The organism is Arthrobacter sp. NPDC056493, from assembly GCF_042795115.1.
Classification (GTDB): Bacteria; Actinomycetota; Actinomycetes; order Actinomycetales; family Micrococcaceae; genus Arthrobacter.
This window is the reverse complement of the sequence record NZ_JBHTSL010000003.1, coordinates 74,369-94,890: the sequence shown is the minus strand read 5'-3', so window position 1 is coordinate 94,890 and position 20,522 is coordinate 74,369. Positions and strand designations below refer to the sequence as shown.

At 66.7% G+C, this 20,522-nt stretch carries 18 protein-coding genes; 9 read left to right on the top strand and 9 right to left on the bottom strand.

Annotation, left to right across the window (positions count from 1 at the left end):
* Window positions 1-16 precede the first annotated feature (16 nt).
* From ACFQ50_RS02140 to ACFQ50_RS02125, 4 genes are all read right to left on the bottom strand, one after another.
* Window positions 17-655: a LysE family translocator gene (locus ACFQ50_RS02140; protein ID WP_377993878.1), complete on the bottom strand. Its 639-nt coding sequence runs from the start codon at window positions 653-655 to the stop codon at window positions 17-19.
* Between the two features lie 93 nt (window positions 656-748).
* Window positions 749-967, bottom strand: coding sequence for a helix-turn-helix domain-containing protein (locus ACFQ50_RS02135; protein ID WP_377993877.1), 219 nt, complete (start codon window positions 965-967; stop codon window positions 749-751).
* Between the two features lie 45 nt (window positions 968-1,012).
* Window positions 1,013-1,267 (bottom strand): hypothetical protein, encoded by a 255-nt coding sequence (locus ACFQ50_RS02130; RefSeq protein WP_377993876.1) that lies wholly within the window; start codon window positions 1,265-1,267, stop codon window positions 1,013-1,015.
* A 261-nt stretch (window positions 1,268-1,528) separates the two neighbouring features.
* Window positions 1,529-3,064, bottom strand: a complete 1,536-nt coding sequence (locus ACFQ50_RS02125) for an amino acid permease (RefSeq protein WP_377993875.1) — start codon at window positions 3,062-3,064, stop codon at window positions 1,529-1,531.
* Between the two features lie 199 nt (window positions 3,065-3,263).
* Here ACFQ50_RS02125 and ACFQ50_RS02120 point away from each other — a divergent pair, with 199 nt between their 5' ends.
* Window positions 3,264-4,787 (top strand): DUF222 domain-containing protein, encoded by a 1,524-nt coding sequence (locus ACFQ50_RS02120; RefSeq protein WP_377993874.1) that lies wholly within the window; start codon window positions 3,264-3,266, stop codon window positions 4,785-4,787.
* 9 nt (window positions 4,788-4,796) lie between these two features.
* Here the strand turns inward: ACFQ50_RS02120 and ACFQ50_RS02115 are convergent, their stop codons facing one another.
* Window positions 4,797-5,714 carry an SDR family oxidoreductase gene (locus ACFQ50_RS02115; RefSeq protein ID WP_377993873.1) on the bottom strand — a complete coding sequence of 306 codons (918 nt, stop codon included), beginning with the start codon at window positions 5,712-5,714 and terminating at the stop codon, window positions 4,797-4,799.
* A 229-nt stretch (window positions 5,715-5,943) separates the two neighbouring features.
* On the opposite strand from ACFQ50_RS02115, the gene ACFQ50_RS02110 reads away from it, so the two are divergent.
* The 4 genes from ACFQ50_RS02110 to ACFQ50_RS02095 all read left to right on the top strand — a co-directional run bounded on the left by ACFQ50_RS02110 (window position 5,944) and on the right by ACFQ50_RS02095 (window position 10,868).
* Window positions 5,944-6,786, top strand: coding sequence for an IclR family transcriptional regulator (locus ACFQ50_RS02110; RefSeq protein ID WP_377993872.1), 843 nt, complete (start codon window positions 5,944-5,946; stop codon window positions 6,784-6,786).
* 257 nt (window positions 6,787-7,043) lie between these two features.
* Window positions 7,044-8,747: a urocanate hydratase gene (locus ACFQ50_RS02105; protein ID WP_377993871.1), complete on the top strand. Its 1,704-nt coding sequence runs from the start codon at window positions 7,044-7,046 to the stop codon at window positions 8,745-8,747.
* Between the two features lie 72 nt (window positions 8,748-8,819).
* Window positions 8,820-10,466, top strand: coding sequence for a histidine ammonia-lyase (gene hutH, locus ACFQ50_RS02100; protein ID WP_377993870.1), 1,647 nt, complete (start codon window positions 8,820-8,822; stop codon window positions 10,464-10,466).
* A 165-nt stretch (window positions 10,467-10,631) separates the two neighbouring features.
* Window positions 10,632-10,868, top strand: coding sequence for a hypothetical protein (locus ACFQ50_RS02095; protein ID WP_377993950.1), 237 nt, complete (start codon window positions 10,632-10,634; stop codon window positions 10,866-10,868).
* 110 nt (window positions 10,869-10,978) lie between these two features.
* Here the strand turns inward: ACFQ50_RS02095 and ACFQ50_RS02090 are convergent, their stop codons facing one another.
* Window positions 10,979-11,239, bottom strand: coding sequence for a hypothetical protein (locus tag ACFQ50_RS02090; protein WP_377993869.1), 261 nt, complete (start codon window positions 11,237-11,239; stop codon window positions 10,979-10,981).
* 212 nt (window positions 11,240-11,451) lie between these two features.
* Between ACFQ50_RS02090 and ACFQ50_RS02085 the strand changes: the two genes are divergently transcribed.
* Window positions 11,452-12,756 (top strand): cation:proton antiporter, encoded by a 1,305-nt coding sequence (locus ACFQ50_RS02085; protein ID WP_377993868.1) that lies wholly within the window; start codon window positions 11,452-11,454, stop codon window positions 12,754-12,756.
* Between the two features lie 74 nt (window positions 12,757-12,830).
* Complete coding sequence (locus tag ACFQ50_RS02080) at window positions 12,831-15,050, top strand: transglycosylase domain-containing protein (protein ID WP_377993867.1); 2,220 nt, start codon at window positions 12,831-12,833, stop codon at window positions 15,048-15,050.
* Between the two features lie 29 nt (window positions 15,051-15,079).
* Here ACFQ50_RS02080 and hutG read toward each other — a convergent pair whose 3' ends face one another.
* Window positions 15,080-16,087, bottom strand: a complete 1,008-nt coding sequence (hutG, locus tag ACFQ50_RS02075; RefSeq protein ID WP_377993866.1) for a formimidoylglutamase — start codon at window positions 16,085-16,087, stop codon at window positions 15,080-15,082.
* 80 nt (window positions 16,088-16,167) lie between these two features.
* Window positions 16,168-17,607: an NCS2 family permease gene (locus ACFQ50_RS02070; RefSeq protein WP_377993865.1), complete on the bottom strand. Its 1,440-nt coding sequence runs from the start codon at window positions 17,605-17,607 to the stop codon at window positions 16,168-16,170.
* Window positions 17,608-17,717: 110 nt separating this feature from the next.
* Here ACFQ50_RS02070 and ACFQ50_RS02065 point away from each other — a divergent pair, with 110 nt between their 5' ends.
* Window positions 17,718-18,347, top strand: a complete 630-nt coding sequence (locus ACFQ50_RS02065; protein WP_377993864.1) for a copper resistance protein CopC — start codon at window positions 17,718-17,720, stop codon at window positions 18,345-18,347.
* A 64-nt stretch (window positions 18,348-18,411) separates the two neighbouring features.
* Here ACFQ50_RS02065 and ACFQ50_RS02060 read toward each other — a convergent pair whose 3' ends face one another.
* A complete protein-coding gene (locus ACFQ50_RS02060; protein WP_377993949.1) occupies window positions 18,412-19,038 on the bottom strand; it encodes an FAD-dependent monooxygenase in 627 nt (208 codons plus the stop codon).
* 445 nt (window positions 19,039-19,483) lie between these two features.
* Here ACFQ50_RS02060 and ACFQ50_RS02055 point away from each other — a divergent pair, with 445 nt between their 5' ends.
* Entirely contained in the window at window positions 19,484-20,521 is a 1,038-nt protein-coding gene (locus ACFQ50_RS02055) for a universal stress protein (protein ID WP_377993863.1), read from the top strand.
* Window position 20,522: the final 1 nt, after the last annotated feature.

The following is a 20,522-nucleotide window of genomic DNA, read 5'->3' as shown; positions in this document are numbered from 1 at the left end:
AGCCTGTCGAAACCAATCAGCTCTTACTACCCGTCAGTGCAAGGGTGCCCCCGAGCCCGATCATCATCACCCCGCCGGTAGTCGTCACAGCCGCCACCCGACGGGGCGAGCGGGCGAACCACTGCCTCGCTGTGCCGGCGGCGAGTGCCCAGACGCTGTCCGAAACCAGTGCGATGGCCAGGAACGTGGCACCCAGAAGGGCGAGTTGAAGGGGAATATCGCCCGCTGAATGATCGACGAACTGGGGGAGGACCGCCACGAAGAACACCACCGACTTCGGGTTCGTGGCCCCGACAACGAAGCCTTCGCGCAGAATCCGCCGCGTGGTCGCGGGCCTGGTCGGATCCGGGCCGCCCGCAGGACCGCCACGGCGGTGCAGCACCGCCTGGATTCCCAGATAGATGAGGTAGGCCGCGCCGGCAAACTTCACCACGGTGAACAGCAGCACCGACTCAGCCAGCACCACGCCGAGTCCCAAGGCCACCCCTGCGATCTGCAGCAGTTCCCCGGCCGCATTGCCAAGGACACTGAGCAGACCGCCGCGCCGCCCCAAGGCCAGCGACCGTCCGATAACGAACAGGACGCTTGGGCCCGGGACGGCGATCAGCAGTGCGGAGACCAAGGCAAAGGCCAGGAGATTCTGCAGCGGGAGCATGCCTGATGGTAACGCCGGCGGCCGGCAGCCAGCCAGCACCGGTGTGCGCCAAACCGCTGCCAGCCCAGGCACTCATTGCCTCACCGCATGTGCTCAGCTTTGTGGACCCGGTGGATCCCCTGTAGCCGGGCTTCCTGAAGCCCGGATGTACTCCTCCACAGCTGACTCCGGCACGCGGTAGGACTTGCCGAACCGGTCGGCCGCCAGCGTTCCGGCCCGGACCATCCGGTAGACGGTCATTTTGGACAGGCGCAGGGCCGCGGCGACCTCGGCAATGGTGAGGTACGAGGTGGGAAGGTTGGCGATGGACATGGGATCGGCTCCTGTTGGTCGTCGGCTGGACTGGCGGTGACCCGCCTAGTCCGGCCGCCTCAGTTGCCGGTAGTCGTAGAAGTACATCCGGTCCGAGGACCGGATCCCGATCGACCGGCCGTTCTTGACCACCACAGTGCCTTCGCGCCGGCCATTGAACGGATCGTCGCCCACCAGGACATCGCCGACCTTGTATGGAATTGCGGCCCTGCGCGCCCGCTGCAGGGTCTGGGCCAGGAGACCGGGTGACCGCCCGGATTGAATATTTGGTGCCGGTGCCCCGGCTTGGATTTCCAACATGAGGACCACTCCTTCACAGTGTGACCAATCGTCGAATCACTGGCGGCGCGGGTCCGGGTCATCATCCGGGGTCAATGCCCCAGCCGGCTGGCACCGTGTAGTCCACTGTAGGAAGAAATCACATGCGTCACACGAGTAACATCTACCTCATTTATCACATCAGGCACTCGCGTAACAGACATTAATTACCTGTCTTGTCCCATTTCTACTACTTGTTTTTGCCAATTCCAGCGCGGCGCGGCACTGTCGCGGGAATCCTACTCAGTTTTCCGCGACCACCGGCAGTGGTGAGGTCTCATCCTCAAGGTGGGCCCGGCGTCGTCCGTTGCCTTTGACCCAGAGCCGGTAGGCGGCCACCAGCAACCCCAGCCACACAGCCCCCACATAGAGCGCGACCCGCGTGTCCTCGAAAAACCCAAGCACCGCGATCACCAGCCCCATGAAGCCGATGGTGAGGACGGATGCCGCCGGCCACCACGGCGAGGGAAACTCCGACGCCGGCAGGCCCTTGCGTGCAATCTCGCGCTTCATGGCCACATGGGAGGCGAGAATCATGACCCACACCCAGACCGTGGCGAAGGTGGCGATGGAGGCGATGAGCAGGAAGACGTCCTCCGGGATGACCGCGTTCAGCACCACTCCCACCAGCAGGATCCCGGTCATCATCACCACAGTCATCCACGGCACGCCATGCCGCGAAACCCGCCCGAAGCTCTGCGGTGCGTGCCCCTGCTTGGCCAGGCCGAACAGGATCCGCCCGGCGCCGAAGATGTCGCTGTTGATCGCAGACAGCGCGGCGGTGATCACCACGGCGTTGAGGATGTGGGGTGCGGCGGGAATGCCCAGGCCGCTGAAGATCTGGACGAACGGGCTGCCGCTGCTGCCGATCTCGTTCCACGGGAAAAGGCTCATGAGCACGCCCAGGGTGAGTACATAGAACAGCAGGACCCGGACCGGCACTGTGTTGACGGCCTTCGGGATCACCTTCTTGGGGTCGGCCGCCTCGCCGGCCGTGATGCCGATGGTTTCAATCCCGCCGAAGGCGAACATCACGACGGCGAACGAGGCCAGGAGCCCTTCGAAGCCGTTGGGGAAAAGGCCGCCGTGCTCCACGAGGTTGCCCAGGCCGGGGGCGGCCGAGGCATCGCCATTCTGGAAGCCGAATGCGAGGATGGCCGCGCCGCCCGCGATCATCGCGATAATGGCTGAAACCTTCACCAGCGTGAACCAGAATTCGAGTTCGCCGAAGACCTTTACGCTCAGCAGGTTCAGGGCCGCGAGGAGGAAGATGATGGCCAGGATCCAGACCCACCGCTCCACGGATGGGAACCAGAAGCCCATATAGATACTGAACGCGGTGACGTCGGCGATGGCCACGATCGCCATTTCGAAGACGTAGGTCCAGCCGGTCACGAAGCCTGCCAGCGGGCCAAGGTAGCGGCTGGCGTACTGCCCGAACGATCCCGAGACCGGGTGCCGCACGGCCATTTCACCCAGGGCGCGCATCACCATGAACACGGCGGCGCCGCCGATCATGTAGGCGAACAGCACGGCGGGGCCGGCCTTTTGGATGGCCGAGGCCGAACCGTAGAACAGGCCGGTGCCGATGGCGGAGCCCAGCGCCATGAAGCGGATGTGGCGGACGTTCAGGCCGCGGTTCAGGACGGTCGCGACGGCGGTTTCGACGGCTGTTTCGACAGCGTTGCGGGCGTTTCGGGCGTTTCCGACGGCGGTGGCGTCATCGGTGGAGGTGCTGTCAGGCGCCGCCGTTTCGGCTGTTGTTTGGGCTTGTTGCATGCCAATACCTTCTCGTCATTGGGAGGGGGATCGCTATCCAGCAGACCATGTCCGGGAGGTCTGTGATGAGGCTCACGGGCTCTTGGTGTCTTTGATTTCAGACTGTGCGCCGCAGGGGATTTGGCGCGAACGGGCAGTTGGGGCCCCTGCTCCACGGCCGCGCGGTAAGAATGTCAGTGGCCGGTGAGATGCTTCGGGTATGGAAAGCAGTGCAGCTGTGGAGATGATGGAGGCCATCGACGCCTCTACTTCTGCACTGGCTGCCTTTGTTGATCTCGCCACGGGAAACGTCCCCGTGACAGGTGGCCAGGCGTCGGGCGCGGCTGATCCGCTGCGGGACCAGGCCGACGCCCACCTTGACGGTTTGGCCGAGCTGGCCAAAGTGGAGGCCCGCCTCGCTGCCCTGAAGGTGCAGCTCGTCGCCGGCTACGCCAACGCTGAGAAAGCCATGACGCCGCCGGCCGCTTCCCCGCAGGACCGCACCGTCAGGGACATGGCCGTGACCGCCGAAGTGGCGGGTGTCCTGACCATCAGCGAACGCGCCGCGGGTGCGCTGCTGTCAGAGGCCCATGTGCTGACCACGGACCTGCCGCTGACGCTGTCCGCGCTCCGGGCCGGCACCATTTCGTGGCAGCACGCCCGGATCATGGTGGAGGAGACCGTGAATCTTGACCCCGCCGGGGCGGCAGCGTTGGAGGCGCATTTCCTCGACCCCGCCGCTCCGAACGCGGCGCGGGGCATGCCAGTCGGCGACCTCGTCCCGTGCCGGTTCCGGGCGAAGGTCCGCTCCTGGCGGGAGCGGCACCACCCGGTCAGCATCGAAAAACGCCACGCCCGCAGCGCGGCGGACCGGCGGGTGGAATATTGTCCGGATCAGGATGGCATGGCCTGGTTCTCGGCCTACCTGCCCGCGGACCAGGCTGCGGGGATCTGGGACCGCAGCACCGCCGCAGCCCGGGCCATGCAGGGACCGGGCGAGGCCAGGACCCTCACCCAGCTCCGCGCCGACGTCGCCGCGACCTGGCTCCTCACCGCAGGCCTCGAACACACGCCGGCCGGCACCGCAGCAGCCGGCAACGGCGCCGGTGACGAAGGTCCCGCCGGTTCCCGGTCGGCCAGCGGTGTGCCCTCGCCCGCGGCGCAGGTCCTGATCACGGTGCCGGCGCTGTCCCTGCTCGGCCTGACCGAGGAAACGGCCATGCTCGACGGCTACGGGCCGATCCCGCCCTCCATGGCCCGTGCACTCGTCGCCGACGGGGCATCCTCATTCCGCAGGGTGCTCACCGACCCCCGCGACGGCGCACCCCTGGAAATCGGACGAACCAGCTACCGGATCCCGAAGCCGCTGCGCCAATGGTTGAGGCTCCGGGACGCCAAGTGCTCGTTCCCGGCCTGCAACAATCACTCCCTGGACAACGACGCCGACCACCTCCTGGCCTGGGCGCGCGGCGGACCCACCGGGATCAGCAACCTCGGCCAACCATGCCCTAAACATCACCGGCTCAAACACGGCTCTACCTGGACACCCACCGCTGCCAGCGCCAACGGCCCGCCCGGCTGGACCTCACCCACCGGCAGGCATTACCCCAGCGAACAACCCGACTGGGAACCCCCACACTGGCCACCAGACATCCAGGCCATACTCGCGTGCCTTGACACAGGCACGCGCGAAAAGGCCGCTTCTCCCGGCGACGTGCCGGAGGCAGGCCGCGCAGCGGCCTAAACGAGCGCCTCAGCGGTAGCCCGTTGCGTCGGCGGGCAATCCGGCGTCCTGGACCTCCGCCAGGTAGCGCCAGCAGTCGGGCCGGGAGCCGTCAACGTCGGTGAAGCCGTACTCCTGCGCCAGGCCGCCGGAGGAGAACGAGCCGCCGGTCCGTCGGTGGACGTCGGGATCGGCGGCGAGGGCGGCGACAGCCCGGCCCACAAAGCGCGGGCTTTCCGAGATGGCGGCGAAGTGCGGATTGGTCGCGGCGGCATCGCGCCACTTGGCTTCGGTCACGCCATAGTTTTCGAGCATCATTTCCGAGCGCATCCACCCCGGCGTTAGCGCCACAGCCGTGCACCCGAACGGCCTCAGCTCCTCGGCCTGACTGAAGGCGAGCCGCAGGACGGCGGATTTGGCAAGGTCGTAAAACGCGGAGAGCCGGTAATGCGCCGCGTTGTAGTCGCGCGTTCCGTCCGTCATTTCCACCACCAGTCCTCCCGGCCGCCGAATGAGCAGCGGCAGCGCGTAGTGGCTCGTGACCAGATGCGTGTCGACGGCGCCGTGCAGCATCCGCAAACCACCGTGAAGGTCGTGTTCCCACAGGGGCGTGTTCCACTGGATGAGCTTCTCGCCGCCCCAAATATCATTCACCAGGATGTCCAGCCGGCCGTGCTCGCCGTCGATGCGGCGGACCAGCGCTTCCACCTCAGTGGCGTTGAGATGGTCAACCGCCACGGCGATGCCGGTCCCGCCGGCCGCGCTCACCATGGCTGCCGTTTCATCGATGGTTTCCGGGCGACGGTAGTCGGACGTCTGGCCCTTAGTGGTGCGGCCGGTGCAGTAGACCACTGCCCCGGCCTCACCCAGCGCCACAGCCGTGCCGCGACCTGCCCCTCGTGTGGCACCGGCCACCAGAGCCACCTTGCCCTTCAGTGGAAATTCCATGGACAAACGCTACCTCCGTGCGCGGGAAAGCGGGATCATGGGGGCTGGCAAGGCGATGTCCGGTATTCCAGACAGTAGTGCTGCTGAAGGAGGGCTTCAGGGAGTGGATCAGGCGCAAGCTTAAGTACGGGATACCGGACACCTTTAGGCGAAAACCCGAAGAGGCAGAATCCCGAACGGACAGTCAAACAACGGGCAGTCAGCCAAACAAACGAGGCCTGGAGGACACATGGCAGGCACGACGGCCGCCACGGCGGCAAAACGGCCGGAATCAGCGGCGCGGCCGGACTCAGCGGTCAAGGCGAAAGTTCCAGCCGCCGAAAATACCTTGCGGATTCTCAAACTGTTGGCTTCCAAGCGGGGGCCGATGGCGGCGTCGAACATTGCCACGGCACTGGGGCTGCCCCGCTCAAGTGTCTACCACCTCCTGGGCGTCATGGAGGCGAACGGCTTCGTCCTGCACCTGCACGAGGAGCAGCGCTACGGCCTCGGCATCAGCGCCTTCGAGCTCAGTTCCGCGTACTCGCGGCAGGAACCGCTGTCCAGGCTGGGGCGGCCCATGCTGGCATCCCTCGTTGATGTCCTAGGCGAAAGCGCACACCTGGCGGTCCTGCACGGCCGGGATGTGCTCTACATCGTGGAGGAGCGCGCCAAGAACCGGCCATCCCTGGTGACCGACGTCGGTGTCCGGCTGCCCAGCCACCTCACCGCCAGCGGCCGGGCCATCCTTGCCGCGCTGCCAAAGTCACAGGTCCGGGCGCTCTATCCGAACGCCGCCGCCTTCTCTGCCCGGCACGAGGTGGAGGGCGCCATCATGAAGTACTCGGCCCTGTCATCGCACCTGGACCAGGTGCGGCAGCGTGGCTACGCCACGGAACACGGGGAAGTGACCCCGGGCTTTGGTTCAATCGCCGCCGCTGTCACGGATCACCTTGGATGGCCGACGGCGGCAGTCGCCGTCACGTTCCTGGAAGACAAGCTGCCGGAGGACCAGTGGCCGGTGCTCGCCGCCCGGGTCCAAAAGGTCGCCGACGAGCTCTCGGTGCGCATCCACGGCCGCCCGGCGAAATAGGCTGCGCCCAGCACCAGCGCAACTGGGTGGCAGCACAGGGCGTTCCCAGCGCTGGGAACGCCCTGAAGTGCTACCCAGTTGGGTCTGGGATACCGGACAGCCCCGCTTGGAAACCCCTGTCTCACCCGGTCTTGAGGGGCTTTAGTTGATACAGAAGCACTTCCGCTCAAAATGCTGACTCAGCAACACCACAGAATTCCTGCACCACACAACATTCCTGCAACGCAGCAACATTCCCGCTATACGAAGGAGCCACCATGGCACCCGCCGATTTCACCACCGGTGCCCGCCCGGTCAAAGCAGCCCGCGGCACCGAGCTCACCGCCAAGTCCTGGCAGACCGAGGCACCCCTGCGCATGCTCATGAACAACCTCGACCCTGAGGTTGCCGAACGCCCGGATGACCTGGTGGTCTACGGCGGCACCGGCCGGGCCGTGCGTTCCTGGGCTGCGTTCGACGCCATCACCCGCACCCTGGAAACCATGGACAAGGACGAGACCCTGCTGGTCCAGTCGGGCAAGCCGGTGGGCGTCTTCCGCACCAACGAATGGGCCCCGCGGGTGCTGCTGGCCAACTCCAACCTCGTCGGCGACTGGGCCACGTGGCCCGAATTCCGCCGGCTCGAGGCCGAGGGCCTGATGATGTACGGCCAGATGACGGCCGGCTCCTGGATCTACATCGGCACCCAGGGCATCCTGCAGGGCACGTTCGAGACCTTCGCGGCGATCGCCCGCAAGCTCACCGGGGACAGCAACGGCACGCTCGCCGGCACCCTGACCCTGACCGGCGGCTGCGGCGGCATGGGCGGCGCCCAGCCCCTCGCCGTCACCCTCAACGAGGGAGCCTGCCTGATTATCGACGTCGACGAGACCCGCCTGCGTCGCCGCGCCGGCAAGCGCTACCTCGATGAGGTGGAAACGGACCTCGACGCCGCGATCGCCAAGGTCCTGGCGGCCAAGGAAGAGCGCCGCGGCTGGTCGGTGGGCTACGTGGGCAATGCCGCCGAGGTCTTCCCGGAACTGCTTCGCCGCCACAAGGCCGGCGAGCTGACCATCGACATCGTCACCGACCAGACCTCCGCCCACGACCCCCTGAGCTACCTGCCGGAGGGCATTTCCGTGGACGAATGGCACCGCGAGGCCGAGGCCGATCCGGAAGGCTTCACCAAGAAGGCCCAGGCGTCGATGGCCAAGCACGTCCAGGCCATGGTCGAATTCCAGGATGCCGGCGCCGAGGTGTTCGACTACGGCAACTCCATCCGCGACGAGGCCCGCAAGGGCGGCTACAGCCGCGCGTTCGAGTTCCCCGGCTTCGTCCCGGCCTACATCCGCCCCCTGTTCTGCGAGGGCCTCGGCCCGTTCCGCTGGGTTGCCCTCTCCGGCGACCCCGAGGACATCGCCGTCACCGACAAGGCCATCAAGGAACTCTTCCCGGACAACAAGCACCTGCACCGCTGGATCGACGCCGCCGGTGAGCGCGTCGAGTTCGAAGGTCTGCCGGCCCGTATTTGCTGGCTGGGCTACGGCGAACGCGCCAAGGCCGGGCTGCTCTTCAACCAGCTCGTCAAGGAGGGCAAGGTCAAGGCCCCGATCGTCATTGGCCGCGACCACCTCGACTCCGGCTCCGTCGCCTCCCCGTACCGCGAGACCGAAGCCATGGCCGACGGCTCCGACGCCATCGCCGACTGGCCGCTGCTCAACGCGCTGATCAACACCTCCTCCGGCGCCACGTGGGTCTCGATCCACCACGGCGGGGGAGTGGGCATCGGCCGCTCCATCCACGCCGGCCAGGTCTCCGTCGCTGACGGCACCGACCTCGCCGCGCAGAAACTGGAGCGGCTCCTCACCAACGATCCCGGCATGGGCGTCATCCGGCATGTCGACGCCGGCTATGACCGCGCCGTCGACGTCGCCAAGGAACGCGGCGTCCGGATCCCCATGAACGAAGGAACCACCAACTAACTCGCATTAGATGTCGTTTTGAACGCCCAAAACGACAACAACTGCCAGTCAGTTGGGAAGAAGGAAGAAGAAATGACTCTCCCCACGACCTCCCTAACCTCGCAAGCTCGGCCAGGGAACCCTGCCCGCGTGGCCCCAACCCACCAACCGCTCACCGTCACCCTCGGTGCCAGCGGTGCCACGCCCGAGGACGTCGTCGCCGTCGCGCGCCACGACGCCAAGGTGACCATCGCCCAGGAAGCCCTGGACACCGTCGCCAAAGTCCGCGCGCACATCGACGAACTGGCCCACAGCGACGTGCCCGCGTACGGCATCTCCACGGGCTTCGGCGCGCTGGCCAACCGCCACATCCCCGGCGAGCTCCGCACCCAGCTGCAGAAATCGCTGATCCGCAGCCACGCTGCCGGGATGGGCCCCGCTGTGGAACGCGAAGTGGTCCGCGGCATCATGTTCCTGCGCGCCAAGACGCTGGCATCCGGACGCACCGGCGTCCGGCCCGTGGTGCTGCAGACCATGGTGGACGTGCTCAACGCCGGCATCACCCCGGTGGTCCGTGAGTTCGGTTCGTTGGGCTGCTCCGGCGACCTCGCACCGCTGTCCCACTGCGCCCTGGTCCTCATGGGTGAGGGCGAAGCAACCGGCCCCGACGGCGAACTCTACGGGGGCGCCGGCCAGCGCACGGTTGCCGACCTCCTTGCCGCACACAGCATCGAACCCGTGACCCTGGCCGAGAAGGAAGGGCTGGCGCTGGTCAACGGCACTGAGGGCATGCTGGGCATGCTCCTGATGGCCATCGCGGACATCCGCCAGCTGCTCACGACGGCGGACATCACCGCCGCGCTCAGCGTCGAGGCGCTGCTCGGCACAGATCAGGTGTTCCTGCCCGAGCTGCACGCCGCCCTCCGCCCGCACCCCGGCCAGGCTGCCAGCGCCGACAACATGCTCCGGGTCCTGTCCGACTCGGCCATCGTGGCGTCGCACCGCGTGGGCGATTCCCGGGTCCAGGATGCCTACTCCCTGCGCTGCGCACCCCAGGTTGCCGGCGCCGTCCGGGACACGGTCGACCACGCCGAACTCGTGGCCTCCCGTGAACTCGCGGCAGCCATCGACAACCCCGTGGTCCTGCCCGACGGCCGGGTCAGCTCCAACGGCAACTTCCACGGCGCCCCTGTGGCGTATGTTCTCGACTACCTGGCCATCGCCGTCGCGGACCTCAGCTCCATCGCCGAACGGCGTACGGACCGCATGCTTGACCCTGCCCGCTCGCACGGCCTGCCGGCGTTCCTGGCCGCGGATCCGGGCGTGGACTCGGGTCTTATGATCGCCCAGTACACCCAGGCCGGGCTGGTTTCGGACAACAAGAGGCTCGCGGTGCCCGCGTCCGTGGACTCCATCCCGAGCTCGGCCATGCAGGAGGACCACGTATCCATGGGCTGGCACGCTGCCCGAAAGCTCCGGAAAGCCGTGGAGAACCTGCGCCGCGTGCTGGCGATCGAGCTGGTGACATCGGCCCGGGCTATCGACATGCGTACCCAGCTGTCCGGGGGCCAGCTGACGCCGGGACCCGCCGGGGCGGCTGTCCTCGAAACACTGCGGACCGTCGTCGCCGGCCCGGGCACGGACCGGTTCCTCTCACCCGAGCTCGAGGCCGCCGACCGGCTGGTCGCCTCCGGTGCGGTGCGGGCGGCAGCCGAATCCGCCGTCGGAAACCTCGCCTGAGGGTGAACATTGTGCGCCGCCGGCAATGATTTGCCGGCGGCGCCGAAATAGTCTGCAACCCGCCGGAAATAGGCCGGAGAGTGTAGTAGAACTAAAGGTGTAGTGAAAGTCACATCAACGATGCTGTGGCGTAAGAAGAACATCCACAAAGGGGTAGAAGTTCAAATGAAAGCACGCGGGGCAGTCCTGTCCAGACGCATCGCACACGCAGCTACGGTTTCAGACTGGGGATCGCTGCACGTGGGCGAGCGGATTGAGATCATCAAGCATGCGCACGTAATTGCGGCAGGCGAGGTGGAGGAAATCTCACGGAGCGGCAACGTGCTGTGGCTGATCTGTGGCGGAGCGCATGAATCCCAGCTCTTTATGAAATCCGACGGCGTGCAGGTGCGCCGGATGTAGTCCGGCTGAAGCCCTGCGGAGCACGCGCAGCTGAAATCAAAAAGCCCCCGACCTTGGATGATTCGGCCGTTTGGCCAGCATGAGTCCAGGATCGGGGGCTTTTTCGCGTGTTAGGCTGCGATGTCCTCGTGTGTTTCACCGAAGGGGACAGACTCGTCGAGGGCCACCGTGTAACGGCCTGGCTCAAGGCGCGTGACCTTGATGCCGCAGGTGCCTTCCTGGGCAGCCGTTTCGATCAGCGCTTCTACCGCGTTTTCCAGGCCGTCGTGGACCTGGTCGGCACTGGTGAACGCCAGGTCGATGGACCGGGCATCCGCGGAGCGAGACGCGCTCTTAGGAGCGGTTGGGCGCTCCATGGTTGCTGTGCTCATGTACTGACTTTCTGTGATTCTTGCCGGGGGGCAGTAGACCATTCTACCGGGAACCGGTCCAAAGGTAAGATGACTGTCATTTGACAAGACGTTTGACATGTCTGTGACTGGGTTTGTTTTGGGTGCGCCCATCCGCGGCGTGCCCTCCCGGGTGCGTGAACGGGCGGCTAGTGTTGGTCAGGTCTGAGAGGCCGACGGCGCAGGAGGCGACCGTGTTTGAAGGTGCCAGCATCATGTTCGCCGCGGCGGGCGTCGCGGTCTTTGTTGCCGCCATCCTGCCCAAGGCCCTGCGCAGTGCCCCGATCTCCATGCCGATGGTCTTCCTGGGTGCCGGCGCCGCCGCCTTCGGCCTGCTTCCCAACCTCCCCGACCCGAACCCTGTCCAGCACCCCGAGCTGACCCTGCACCTGACCGAGATCTGCGTGATCATCTCGCTGATGGGAGCCGGGCTGGCGCTGGACCGCTCGGTGGGCCGGCGGAACTGGGCCACCACCTGGCGGATGCTCGGGATTGCCATGCCCCTGTGCATGCTGGGCCTGACGCTCCTCGGGCTCTGGCTGCTGGGACTGGGACTCGCCGCCGCGCTCCTCGTTTCGGCTGCCCTGGCGCCCACGGATCCGGTCCTGGCCTCCGAGGTGCAGGTGGGCGAGCCCGCCGACGAGGAGGAGGGCACCGACCAGGAGGACGAGGTCAGGTTCGCCCTGACCTCGGAGGCAGGCCTGAATGACGGGCTGGCCTTTCCCTTTGTGTACCTGGCCATCGCCATGAGCCTCGTGGGGACCGCGCCGTCGGCCTGGTTTCCGGCGTGGTTCGGCGTGGACGTCCTGTGGCGCATCGGCGTGGGCCTGTTGCTGGGCTACTGCACGGGCAAGGTGCTGGCCCGGCTTTTCTTCTCCGCCCGGCACGACAGCATCCGGCTGTCCAACCACTCCGAGGGCTTCGTTGCGCTGGCCGCCACCTTCCTGGCGTACGGCGTCACACAGATGATCGAGGGCTACGGCTTCATTGCGGTGTTCGTCTGCGCCGTGACCATCAGGGCAGCGGAGCGCACCCACGGCTACCACCGCATTCTTCACTCCTACGTGGAACAGCTCGAGCGGCTCCTGACAGTTGTCATCCTGGTCCTCCTGGGCGGAGCGATCGCGAGGGGCCTGCTGGCCGGCGTCGGCTGGGCCGAGGTGGGCGTGGCGGTGGCCTTCCTGATCCTGGTCCGTCCGCTGTCCGGCTGGCTGGCGCTTGCCCGGGGCAAGACCGGTCCCCGCGAACGGATCGCCATTTCCTTCTTCGGCATCAGGGGCATCGGGTCCCTGTACTACCTTGCCTACGCGCTGGGCCAGGGCAGCTTCGGGGACCAGGCCCAGCGCCTGTGGAGCATCATCGGACTGGTAGTGGCGGTGTCCGTGGTGCTGCACGGGGCCACCACGGCGCCGGTCATGAAGCGCCTGGACCGGCTCCGCGAACGCAGGGCAGCCGAGAAATTCGGTGACGAGGGAAAGGCGCCGCACACCCCGGTCTGACCCTGCGAAGCACGAATCATGCCGGGAGCGGCGAGTATTCTACTTTCCGGCCGATGATGTGGTGAGCTTGGATCATGGCAGGCAGAAGGTTGATATCCCGTTTGGCTCTTGCGCTGGCAAAGTTGCTGGGGTTCGTGGTTGTCAGCTGCCTCTGCGGGGTCCTGGTGGCCAGCTTCCTGGTGCCCGGGGCCGCCCTCGCCGGCACCTCGGTCAGCAAGTCGATTTCCTACTTCAACAGCCTGCCCACCGAACTCGCGGTGCCCGCCCCATCGCAGACCACCCGCATGCTGACCGCGGACGGCAAGCTCATCGCCACGTTCTATTCGGAGAACCGGGTCCGCGTTCCGCTGAAGCAGATGTCCCCGTTCATCCGGAAGGCAGTCGTCGCCATCGAGGACAGCCGCTTCTATGAGCACGGCGGCGTGGACACGCAGGGCGTCCTGCGCGCGCTGACCAGCAACCTGACCCGGGGTGACCGGCAGGGAGCCTCAACCCTCACCCAGCAGTACGTCACCAACATTGTGAACGAGTCCCTGATATCCGAAGGCCGTGAGGACCAGGTGGTGCTCAGCGGGCAGAAGACCATGGGGGACAAGCTGCGCGAGATGCGCCTCGCCATGGCGCTGGAGAAGAAATTCACCAAGGACCAGATCCTTGAGGGCTACCTCAACATCGTCTTCTTCAACCGCAGCGCGTACGGCATTGAGGCTGCCTCCCAGTATTTCTTCAGCGTTCCGGCCAGCAAGCTGACCCTGCCCCAGTCGGCGCTGCTCGCGGGCCTGGTGAACAGCCCCAGCTTCTACGATCCCGTGACCAACCCCAAGAACTCGCTGAAACGCCGCAACCAGGTCCTCGGCGAAATGCTCAAGCAGAAGATGATCACCAAGAAGCAGCATGACGCCGCAGTGGCCTCCGGCGTCGGCCTGAAGGTCAGGCCCTCGCGGCAGGGTTGCGCCGCGGCCACCATGGCCCCCTACTTCTGTGACTACGTGACCCATCTCTTCCTCAACAACCCGGCCTACGGCGCGGACACCGAGGCGCGCGAAAAGCGGCTCTTCCGCGGCGGACTCACCATCACCACGACCCTGGACAGCCGGCTGCAGGCCAGGGCACAGTCGCAGGTCAACGCCACCGCCGGCGCCAACCCGAATAAATGGGGTGCTTCCCTGGTCACGGTCCAGCCGGGCACCGGCAAGGTCCTGGCGATGGCGCAGAACACGGTGTACCTGCCGCAGCCCGGGAAGTTCGACACCCAGCTGAACTTCAACGTGGATGCCAAGGACGCCAACGGCAACGACCTCAACGGCGCCGGCGGGTTCCAGCCGGGGTCCACCATGAAGCCCTTTACCTTCGCCGAGTGGCTGCACCAGGGCAAAACCATGAGTACAGTGGTGGACGCCTCCAAGCGCGAGTACCCCCTGGGCTTCCGCTGGCGGTCCTCGTGCGGCAAGGTGGCAGGCGGCTACAGCACCAAGCAACGCAGGGCAGGACTCGAAACGGCGGACGACCTGCAGAACGCTTCAGAAGGCTACTACCGCAAGATGCCGGCCGACTACGGGCTCTACAACTCCATCAATACGGCCACCTTTGCCGAGGCCGCGCAGCTGGACTTCTGCGGGATCCAGAACATGGTCAACGCTGTCGGGCTCCGCAGCGGGCTGGACGGAACGCCGGTCAACATGCACCAGCTGGGCAACCTGCTGGGCGGCACCGGGGTGGCCCCGCTGACCATGGCCAACGCCTTTGCCACCTTCGCGGCCGATGGCCGCCACTGCGAGCCGGTGGCCCTGGCCGGGGTGGCGGACATGGCGGGCAAGAAGCTCCCGGCGGAGGCCCAGGACTGCAGCGACGCCGTGGACAAGAACGTGGTCCGCGGCGTTAACAAGGCACTCCAGGACATGCTCAACAAGGGCTCCGGTATCTACATCAACCCCAAGGTGCAGAAAACCGTGCCGGTGGCGGCCAAAACGGGCACCAACAACAGCAACAGCGCCACCTGGGTGCTGGGGTACACCTCTGGTTTGGCAACTGCCTCGTTCTTCGGGGACGCGCTGGAGGGCCAGCAGCGGCCCGGCCGGAACCTCACCATCAATGGCAAGTTCTACGACCGCATTGACGGCTACATGATCGCGGGGCCGCAGTGGGCGAACTACATGCTCCAAGTGGCGCGGCTCTATCCCGCCGCTGCCTTCCCCAAGCCGCCGGCGTCGATCGTCAGCAAGCCCGCGGCGAAGCCCAAGGCGCCTGCCCGGCCTGCCCCGAAGCCCACAGCCAAGCCCAAGCCCAAGGACTAGCCGGGCCGGGCTCGGCACGGGACTGACGCTCAGCCCAGCAGGATGCTGACCAGCCGCGCCGCTACCCGGGCGGTCCGGTTGTCGATGTCGAATGCCGGGTTCAGCTCGGCCACGTCAGCGTGCAGCAGTTTGCCGCTGGCCACGACCTGGCGGCAGACGGCACTGATGACGGGCAGCGGAACGCCGTACGCGGCCGGTGCGCTGACCCCGGGAGCCACCGCCGCCGGCAGCACGTCCAGGTCGATGGTCAGGTACAGGACGTCGATTCCGCTGAGGAAGTCCGCCACGAAGGCCCCGGCCGCGCCGGCGGTGCAGTCCTCGTCCAGCAGGTACTTCACCCCCAACTCATCGGCAGTACTGAACAGTGCGCGGGTGTTGTTGGGTTCGGAAATTCCGACGACGGCGTACGACAGTTCGCGCCCCGCGGCCGCTTCCGCGCGGGCCATCTGGAGGAACGGGGTCCCCGAACTGGGGACCGCCTCATCCCGCAGATCGAAGTGGGCATCAAGGTTGAGGACGCCCAGCCGCTGGCCGTCGCGGACCGCCCTGGACCCTGCCACGCCGAGGTAGCTGGCATACGCCGTTTCGTGGCCGCCGCCCAGCACCATGGTGAGGCGGCCGCCGTCGAGCAGTCCCGCAACGGCGGCGCCCGCCCGGGCCTGGCCCGCCTCCAGCTCGCCGTCGCGGACCACGACGTCGCCGGCGTCGGCGACTGGCCGATCCGAATGGTAGGCAAGGGGGCCGAGCGCACTGCGGATCGCTGCAGGGGCGGCCGCGGCTCCGGTCCTGCCCTTGTTTCGGCGCACGCCCTCGTCGCTGCAGAAGCCGAGGATCACCGCAGGGCGGGCGGTGGCGTCAGTGCCGGCAAGCGGGGGCACCCTGACGGGCGGATCGGCGCGCAGGGGGCTGCCGTCCTGCTGGCTCTGTGAATGAGGGGTTACCGCCTGCCACCAGCGGCGGTGGGCGTCGCCGTCGCCGTCGTCACGGCCCGTCCAGGGGCGGGGCTGAGCGTCGACGGAGAGCGCGGGAAAGTCCATGCTTCAAGCTCACCGCACGGTGCTGGCCAAAGCCAGCAGCGCCGCCGTCGTGATGTCTGGAATACCGGAAACCCGGCCTGCTACATGCCCAGTGCCTGCTCAAGCGGGCCGATGCCGAAGAACAGGACGAAGGCCGCCGCGACGGCCCACATCAGCGGGTGCACTTCGCGGGCACGGCCCTGGAAGGTGCGGATGAGGGCGTAGGAGATGAAGCCGGCACCCAGGCCGTTGGCGATCGAGTAGGTGAACGGCATCAGCGTGAACGTGAGGAAGGCGGGCAGTGCAATGCCCCAGTCCTGCCAGTGGATTTTGCCGATCTGGGCCACCATCATGAAGCCGACCACCACCAGCGCGGGGGCCACGGCCTCGAACGGTACGAGGTTGATCAGCGGGGTGAAGAACATGGCCACCAGGAACAGCAGCCCGGTCACGATCGAGGCCAGGCCGGTCCGCGCGCCTTCGCCGATGCCTGCGCCGGATTCGACGAAGATCTGGTTGGAGGACACGGAGGCGCCGCCGCCCACAATGGCGCCGAGGGCATCCACCTGCAGCACGCGGTCAACGTTGGGGATGTTGCCGTCCTTGTCCACGGTTCCGGCCTCGTTGGCCAGGCCCACCATGGTGCCCATCGCGTCGAAGAAGATGCTGAGCAGGATCACGAACGCCAGCAGCGCAGCGGCCACAATGCCCAGGTGGCCGAAGGCCCCGACCGGGTTGGCCTTGCCGATCAGGGAGAGGTCCGGAGCTGACCATTCGGTGAATTTGGGGGCAACAAGGGACCAGCCCTGCGGGTTAAAGTTCTTGCCGTCGAAACTGGGACCGATGTGCAGGGTGAACTCGAGGATGACCGCCAGGACGGTGGAGGCGACGATGCCGATCAGGATGGCGCCCTTGATGTTGCGCACCAGCAGGGCGATGGTCAGGATCAGGCCGAACACGAACACCAGCGTCGGCCAGCCCAGGAGCTTGCCGTCAAAGCCGAGGCCCACCGGAACGGTGGTCCCGGCCGCATCCGGAATCCGCCGCACGAAGCCGGCGTTGACCAGGCCGATGAGGGCGATGAACAGGCCGATGCCCACCACGATGGCCGTCTTGAGCCCGTCCGGAACGGCCCGGAACACGGCGGTCCGGAACCCGGTCAGGACCAGGATCATCATGGTGACGCCGGAGAGGACCACCAGTCCCATCATGTCCGGCCAGGTCAGTCCCGGGTTGGTGGCCACTGTCACGGCCACGAACGCGTTGACGCCCAGGCCGGTGGCCATGGCGAAGGGGTGCTTGGCCCACGCACCCATGAGGATGGTCAGGATACCGGCAACGAAAGCGGTGACGGCAGCGACTGCCTGGAAACCGAGTGTGGCGCCGGAGGAGTCTGCCCCGGACAGGATGAGGGGGTTGAGCACCACGATGTAGCTCATGGCGAAGAAGGTGGCAAAACCGCCGCGGATCTCGCGGGAGAAGTTCGACCCCCGTTCGGAAATCTTGAAATACCGGTCCAGTGCAGAGCCCTGCTTGAGCATTAGTCCTCCGGTGAGAGTGTGGGGTTACTTGAATCCTAGTAGGTTGCCGGGTTTCGGTGAGGCAAATTCGCCTACTCTGTAAGGAAGTCAACACGAGGAGTAGTCCGCCCATGCGTTTCACCCGCCAGTTGCTGTCCGCCGTCTTTGGCGCCCTCGCGCTCGTCGCCCTGCTCCTTACTGCCGGGCCGGCTTCCGCGCATGATGTTGCCGAGTCAAGCAGCCCGGCCGACGGCGCCACCGTGCCAACGGCTCCGGCCAAGGTCTCGATCACCTTCAACAACACCCCGCTGGGGCTCGGCTCCGAGGTCAAGGTGACGGATGCCGCCGGAACCGACTGGACCGACGGCAAGGTGGAGATCGTGGACAACGTCGCCTCGCAGAAGCTGCGGGAAGGTGCGCCTGCCGGGAAGTACACGGTGGTGTGGCGCGTGGTGAGCTCGGATTCCCATCCCATCGAGGGCACGTTCGCCTTTACCGCCACGGCCGCTGCGGCGGGGGCGACGTCGGCGCCGGTCCAGACGGTCGGTACGCCGCAGCCTGGCGCCACGCAGGCCACAGCAAAAGCGCCGGATTCTTCGGAGCCCTTCCCCTGGAGCATCGTGGTGTTCGCGGCCGTGGCTCTCGGCCTGCTCGTCACCCTCGGTGTTCTGGCCCGCCGGAGGCTCGGCGTTGGCGACGAGTCTGACGGTGCAGATGACAATGACGGTACCGGGCAGGGCCCGGGCGGGCGCGAGGCGTAGCCGGGCGCGAGGCCCGGGCCGGGGTTGCCGGGGACTCGCACCCGCTTTCGAGAGCCGCGCCGCTTTAGAGAGCGGCGGCAGGCAGCGCCGGGAAGCTGCCGGTCAGGATCGACGGCACGCTGTCCGGGTAGACCTTCGCCGAGATGGCCTGGCCCACCACCTTTGCCTGCCGCAGCACTTCCTTCGGCGTAGGCGTGATCATCTCACCCACGCCGACCAGGTAGATGCCGATGGCGCGCATGGCCGCGACGAGGTTGGTGCCTATGGAAATGCCGAGGTCCGTGAGCATGCGCCGCAGCTGGCTGTGGGCACAGCGCGTGAGCACAATGTGGTCGGCCAGCAACACGCCGTCAGGGGTATGCACGGCCCAGCGGTGCAGAGAGGCCTCCGCCCCCGGCCCCATCTTGTCCAGCAACACGGCAGACGTGTCGCTGCGGATGTCCAGCTGGTGGCTTGAAGCGTAGTTGCGCAGGTGCCGGAGGATTTCGTTCCGTTCCTGGATTGACCCTGCCTCGGTGTCGTCGCACCGCTGGTGCGCGGATTTCTGGGATTGGCCGCCGGGGGATTCCAGCCGGCTGACAATGATTGAATCAACTCCCCGGCGTCGGAGTTCCGTGGCAATGGCCAAACCGGGAAGTCCTGTGCCGATGACCACAGTGGTGGTCCGTTCTGCGCCGCTGAGACCAGGCATGCGTGACACTTCACTTCCTCCTCGAGAATTTCGAAGCGCAGGGCATCATCGCCCATGCACCGTCCACTGCCCCAGCAAGCAGACACAACCCATCTCCGGCTGTGCGGTGGAGCACAATCCGGACCGATGGTGCCTCGACATTACAGAATTTTTTGGTCGCTGGATACCCCTCCCGAAACATTGGTTTGCCGGGCTTTGCACAGCGTCACCCGAGCACCCCAGGCAGTGCCGGAAGGGCACCCGGAAGGGGTGGAAAACAGCCCACCCACAGGACCCGCAGAGCCCCGTGGGGGCTGCTTGCTAACAGGTCGCCGACCGAGAATAGTTGGACTCAGAGGCAGGCTGCGCATAACCGGGAACCCGACGGCCTGCCGGTGACGGCTAGGCGGGCTGCTTCTGGCAGAATAGCCGCATCATCAGGCAGTATCGCGAGGAGGCGGACCGAATGGACGCACACGAATTGCATCCCGACCCGGCACGGGATGGCGGTGCCCGGCACGCAAGACCCGAAGGGATCGTGGTCGGCGTCGATGGTTCGGACCATGGCCAGTGCGCCCTCGTGTGGGCTGCCCGTGAAGCCGAACGCCGCCGTCGTCCCCTCCATATTGTCACCGCCTACTCGGTGCCCATCTTTGCCGCATCCGGACTCGACGGCGGCTATGCCACCGTGGACGACTCGGTGATCCGCGAGGGCGCCGAGGCGATCCTGCAGCACGCAGTGGACAAGGTGTCCGGCTACAACATCAACGTCAGCGCCTCGGTCGAGAACGGTGACGCTTCCGGCGTCCTGCTCGACCTGTCCGAGACCGCCGAACTGCTGGTTTTCGGGACGCGAGGGCGGGGCGGCTTCGTCGGGCGGCTCCTCGGCTCCGTGAGCAGTGCGCTTCCGGCTCACGCCAAATGCCCCACTGTGACGGTTCCGCTGATCTGCTCCGACCGCCTGGGCGAGACCACCCAGGACAAACACATCCGCGCTGAGCAGGCCAAGTCCGGCCACGGCCCGGTGGAAAAGGTAGTGGCCGTGGGCGTGGACGGGTCCGAGCAGGCCCGCGTCGCAGTCCTGGAAGCCGCGGAGCAGGCCGAACGGCTGGGTGCACCGCTGCGCGTGATCTGCGCCGTGCCGCAGTACAGCGGATCCCTTGCCTGGGTTCCGGCCCCGCTGGACCGGGAAGCGCTGTTCGCCGATATCCAGGTCCAGCTGAAGGCCGGAGTGGCCTGGCTGCAGAGCCACTTCCCGCGGCTGGCCATCGAGACCCGGCTGCTGGACGGTTCGCCCGTGGATGTGCTGGTGGAGGCCAGCAGGCACGTTGAGCTGATAGTGGTGGGAACCCGCGGCCGCGGCGGCTTCACCGGCATGCTCCTGGGCTCGACGTCGGACGGCGTCCTGCACCATGCCAAGAGCCCCGTGATGGTGGTCCCGGACCGGGAAGACCCCCGGCTCGCCGACCGCGTCAGCTTCGGACCGATGCTCGGCGCCTCGTAGC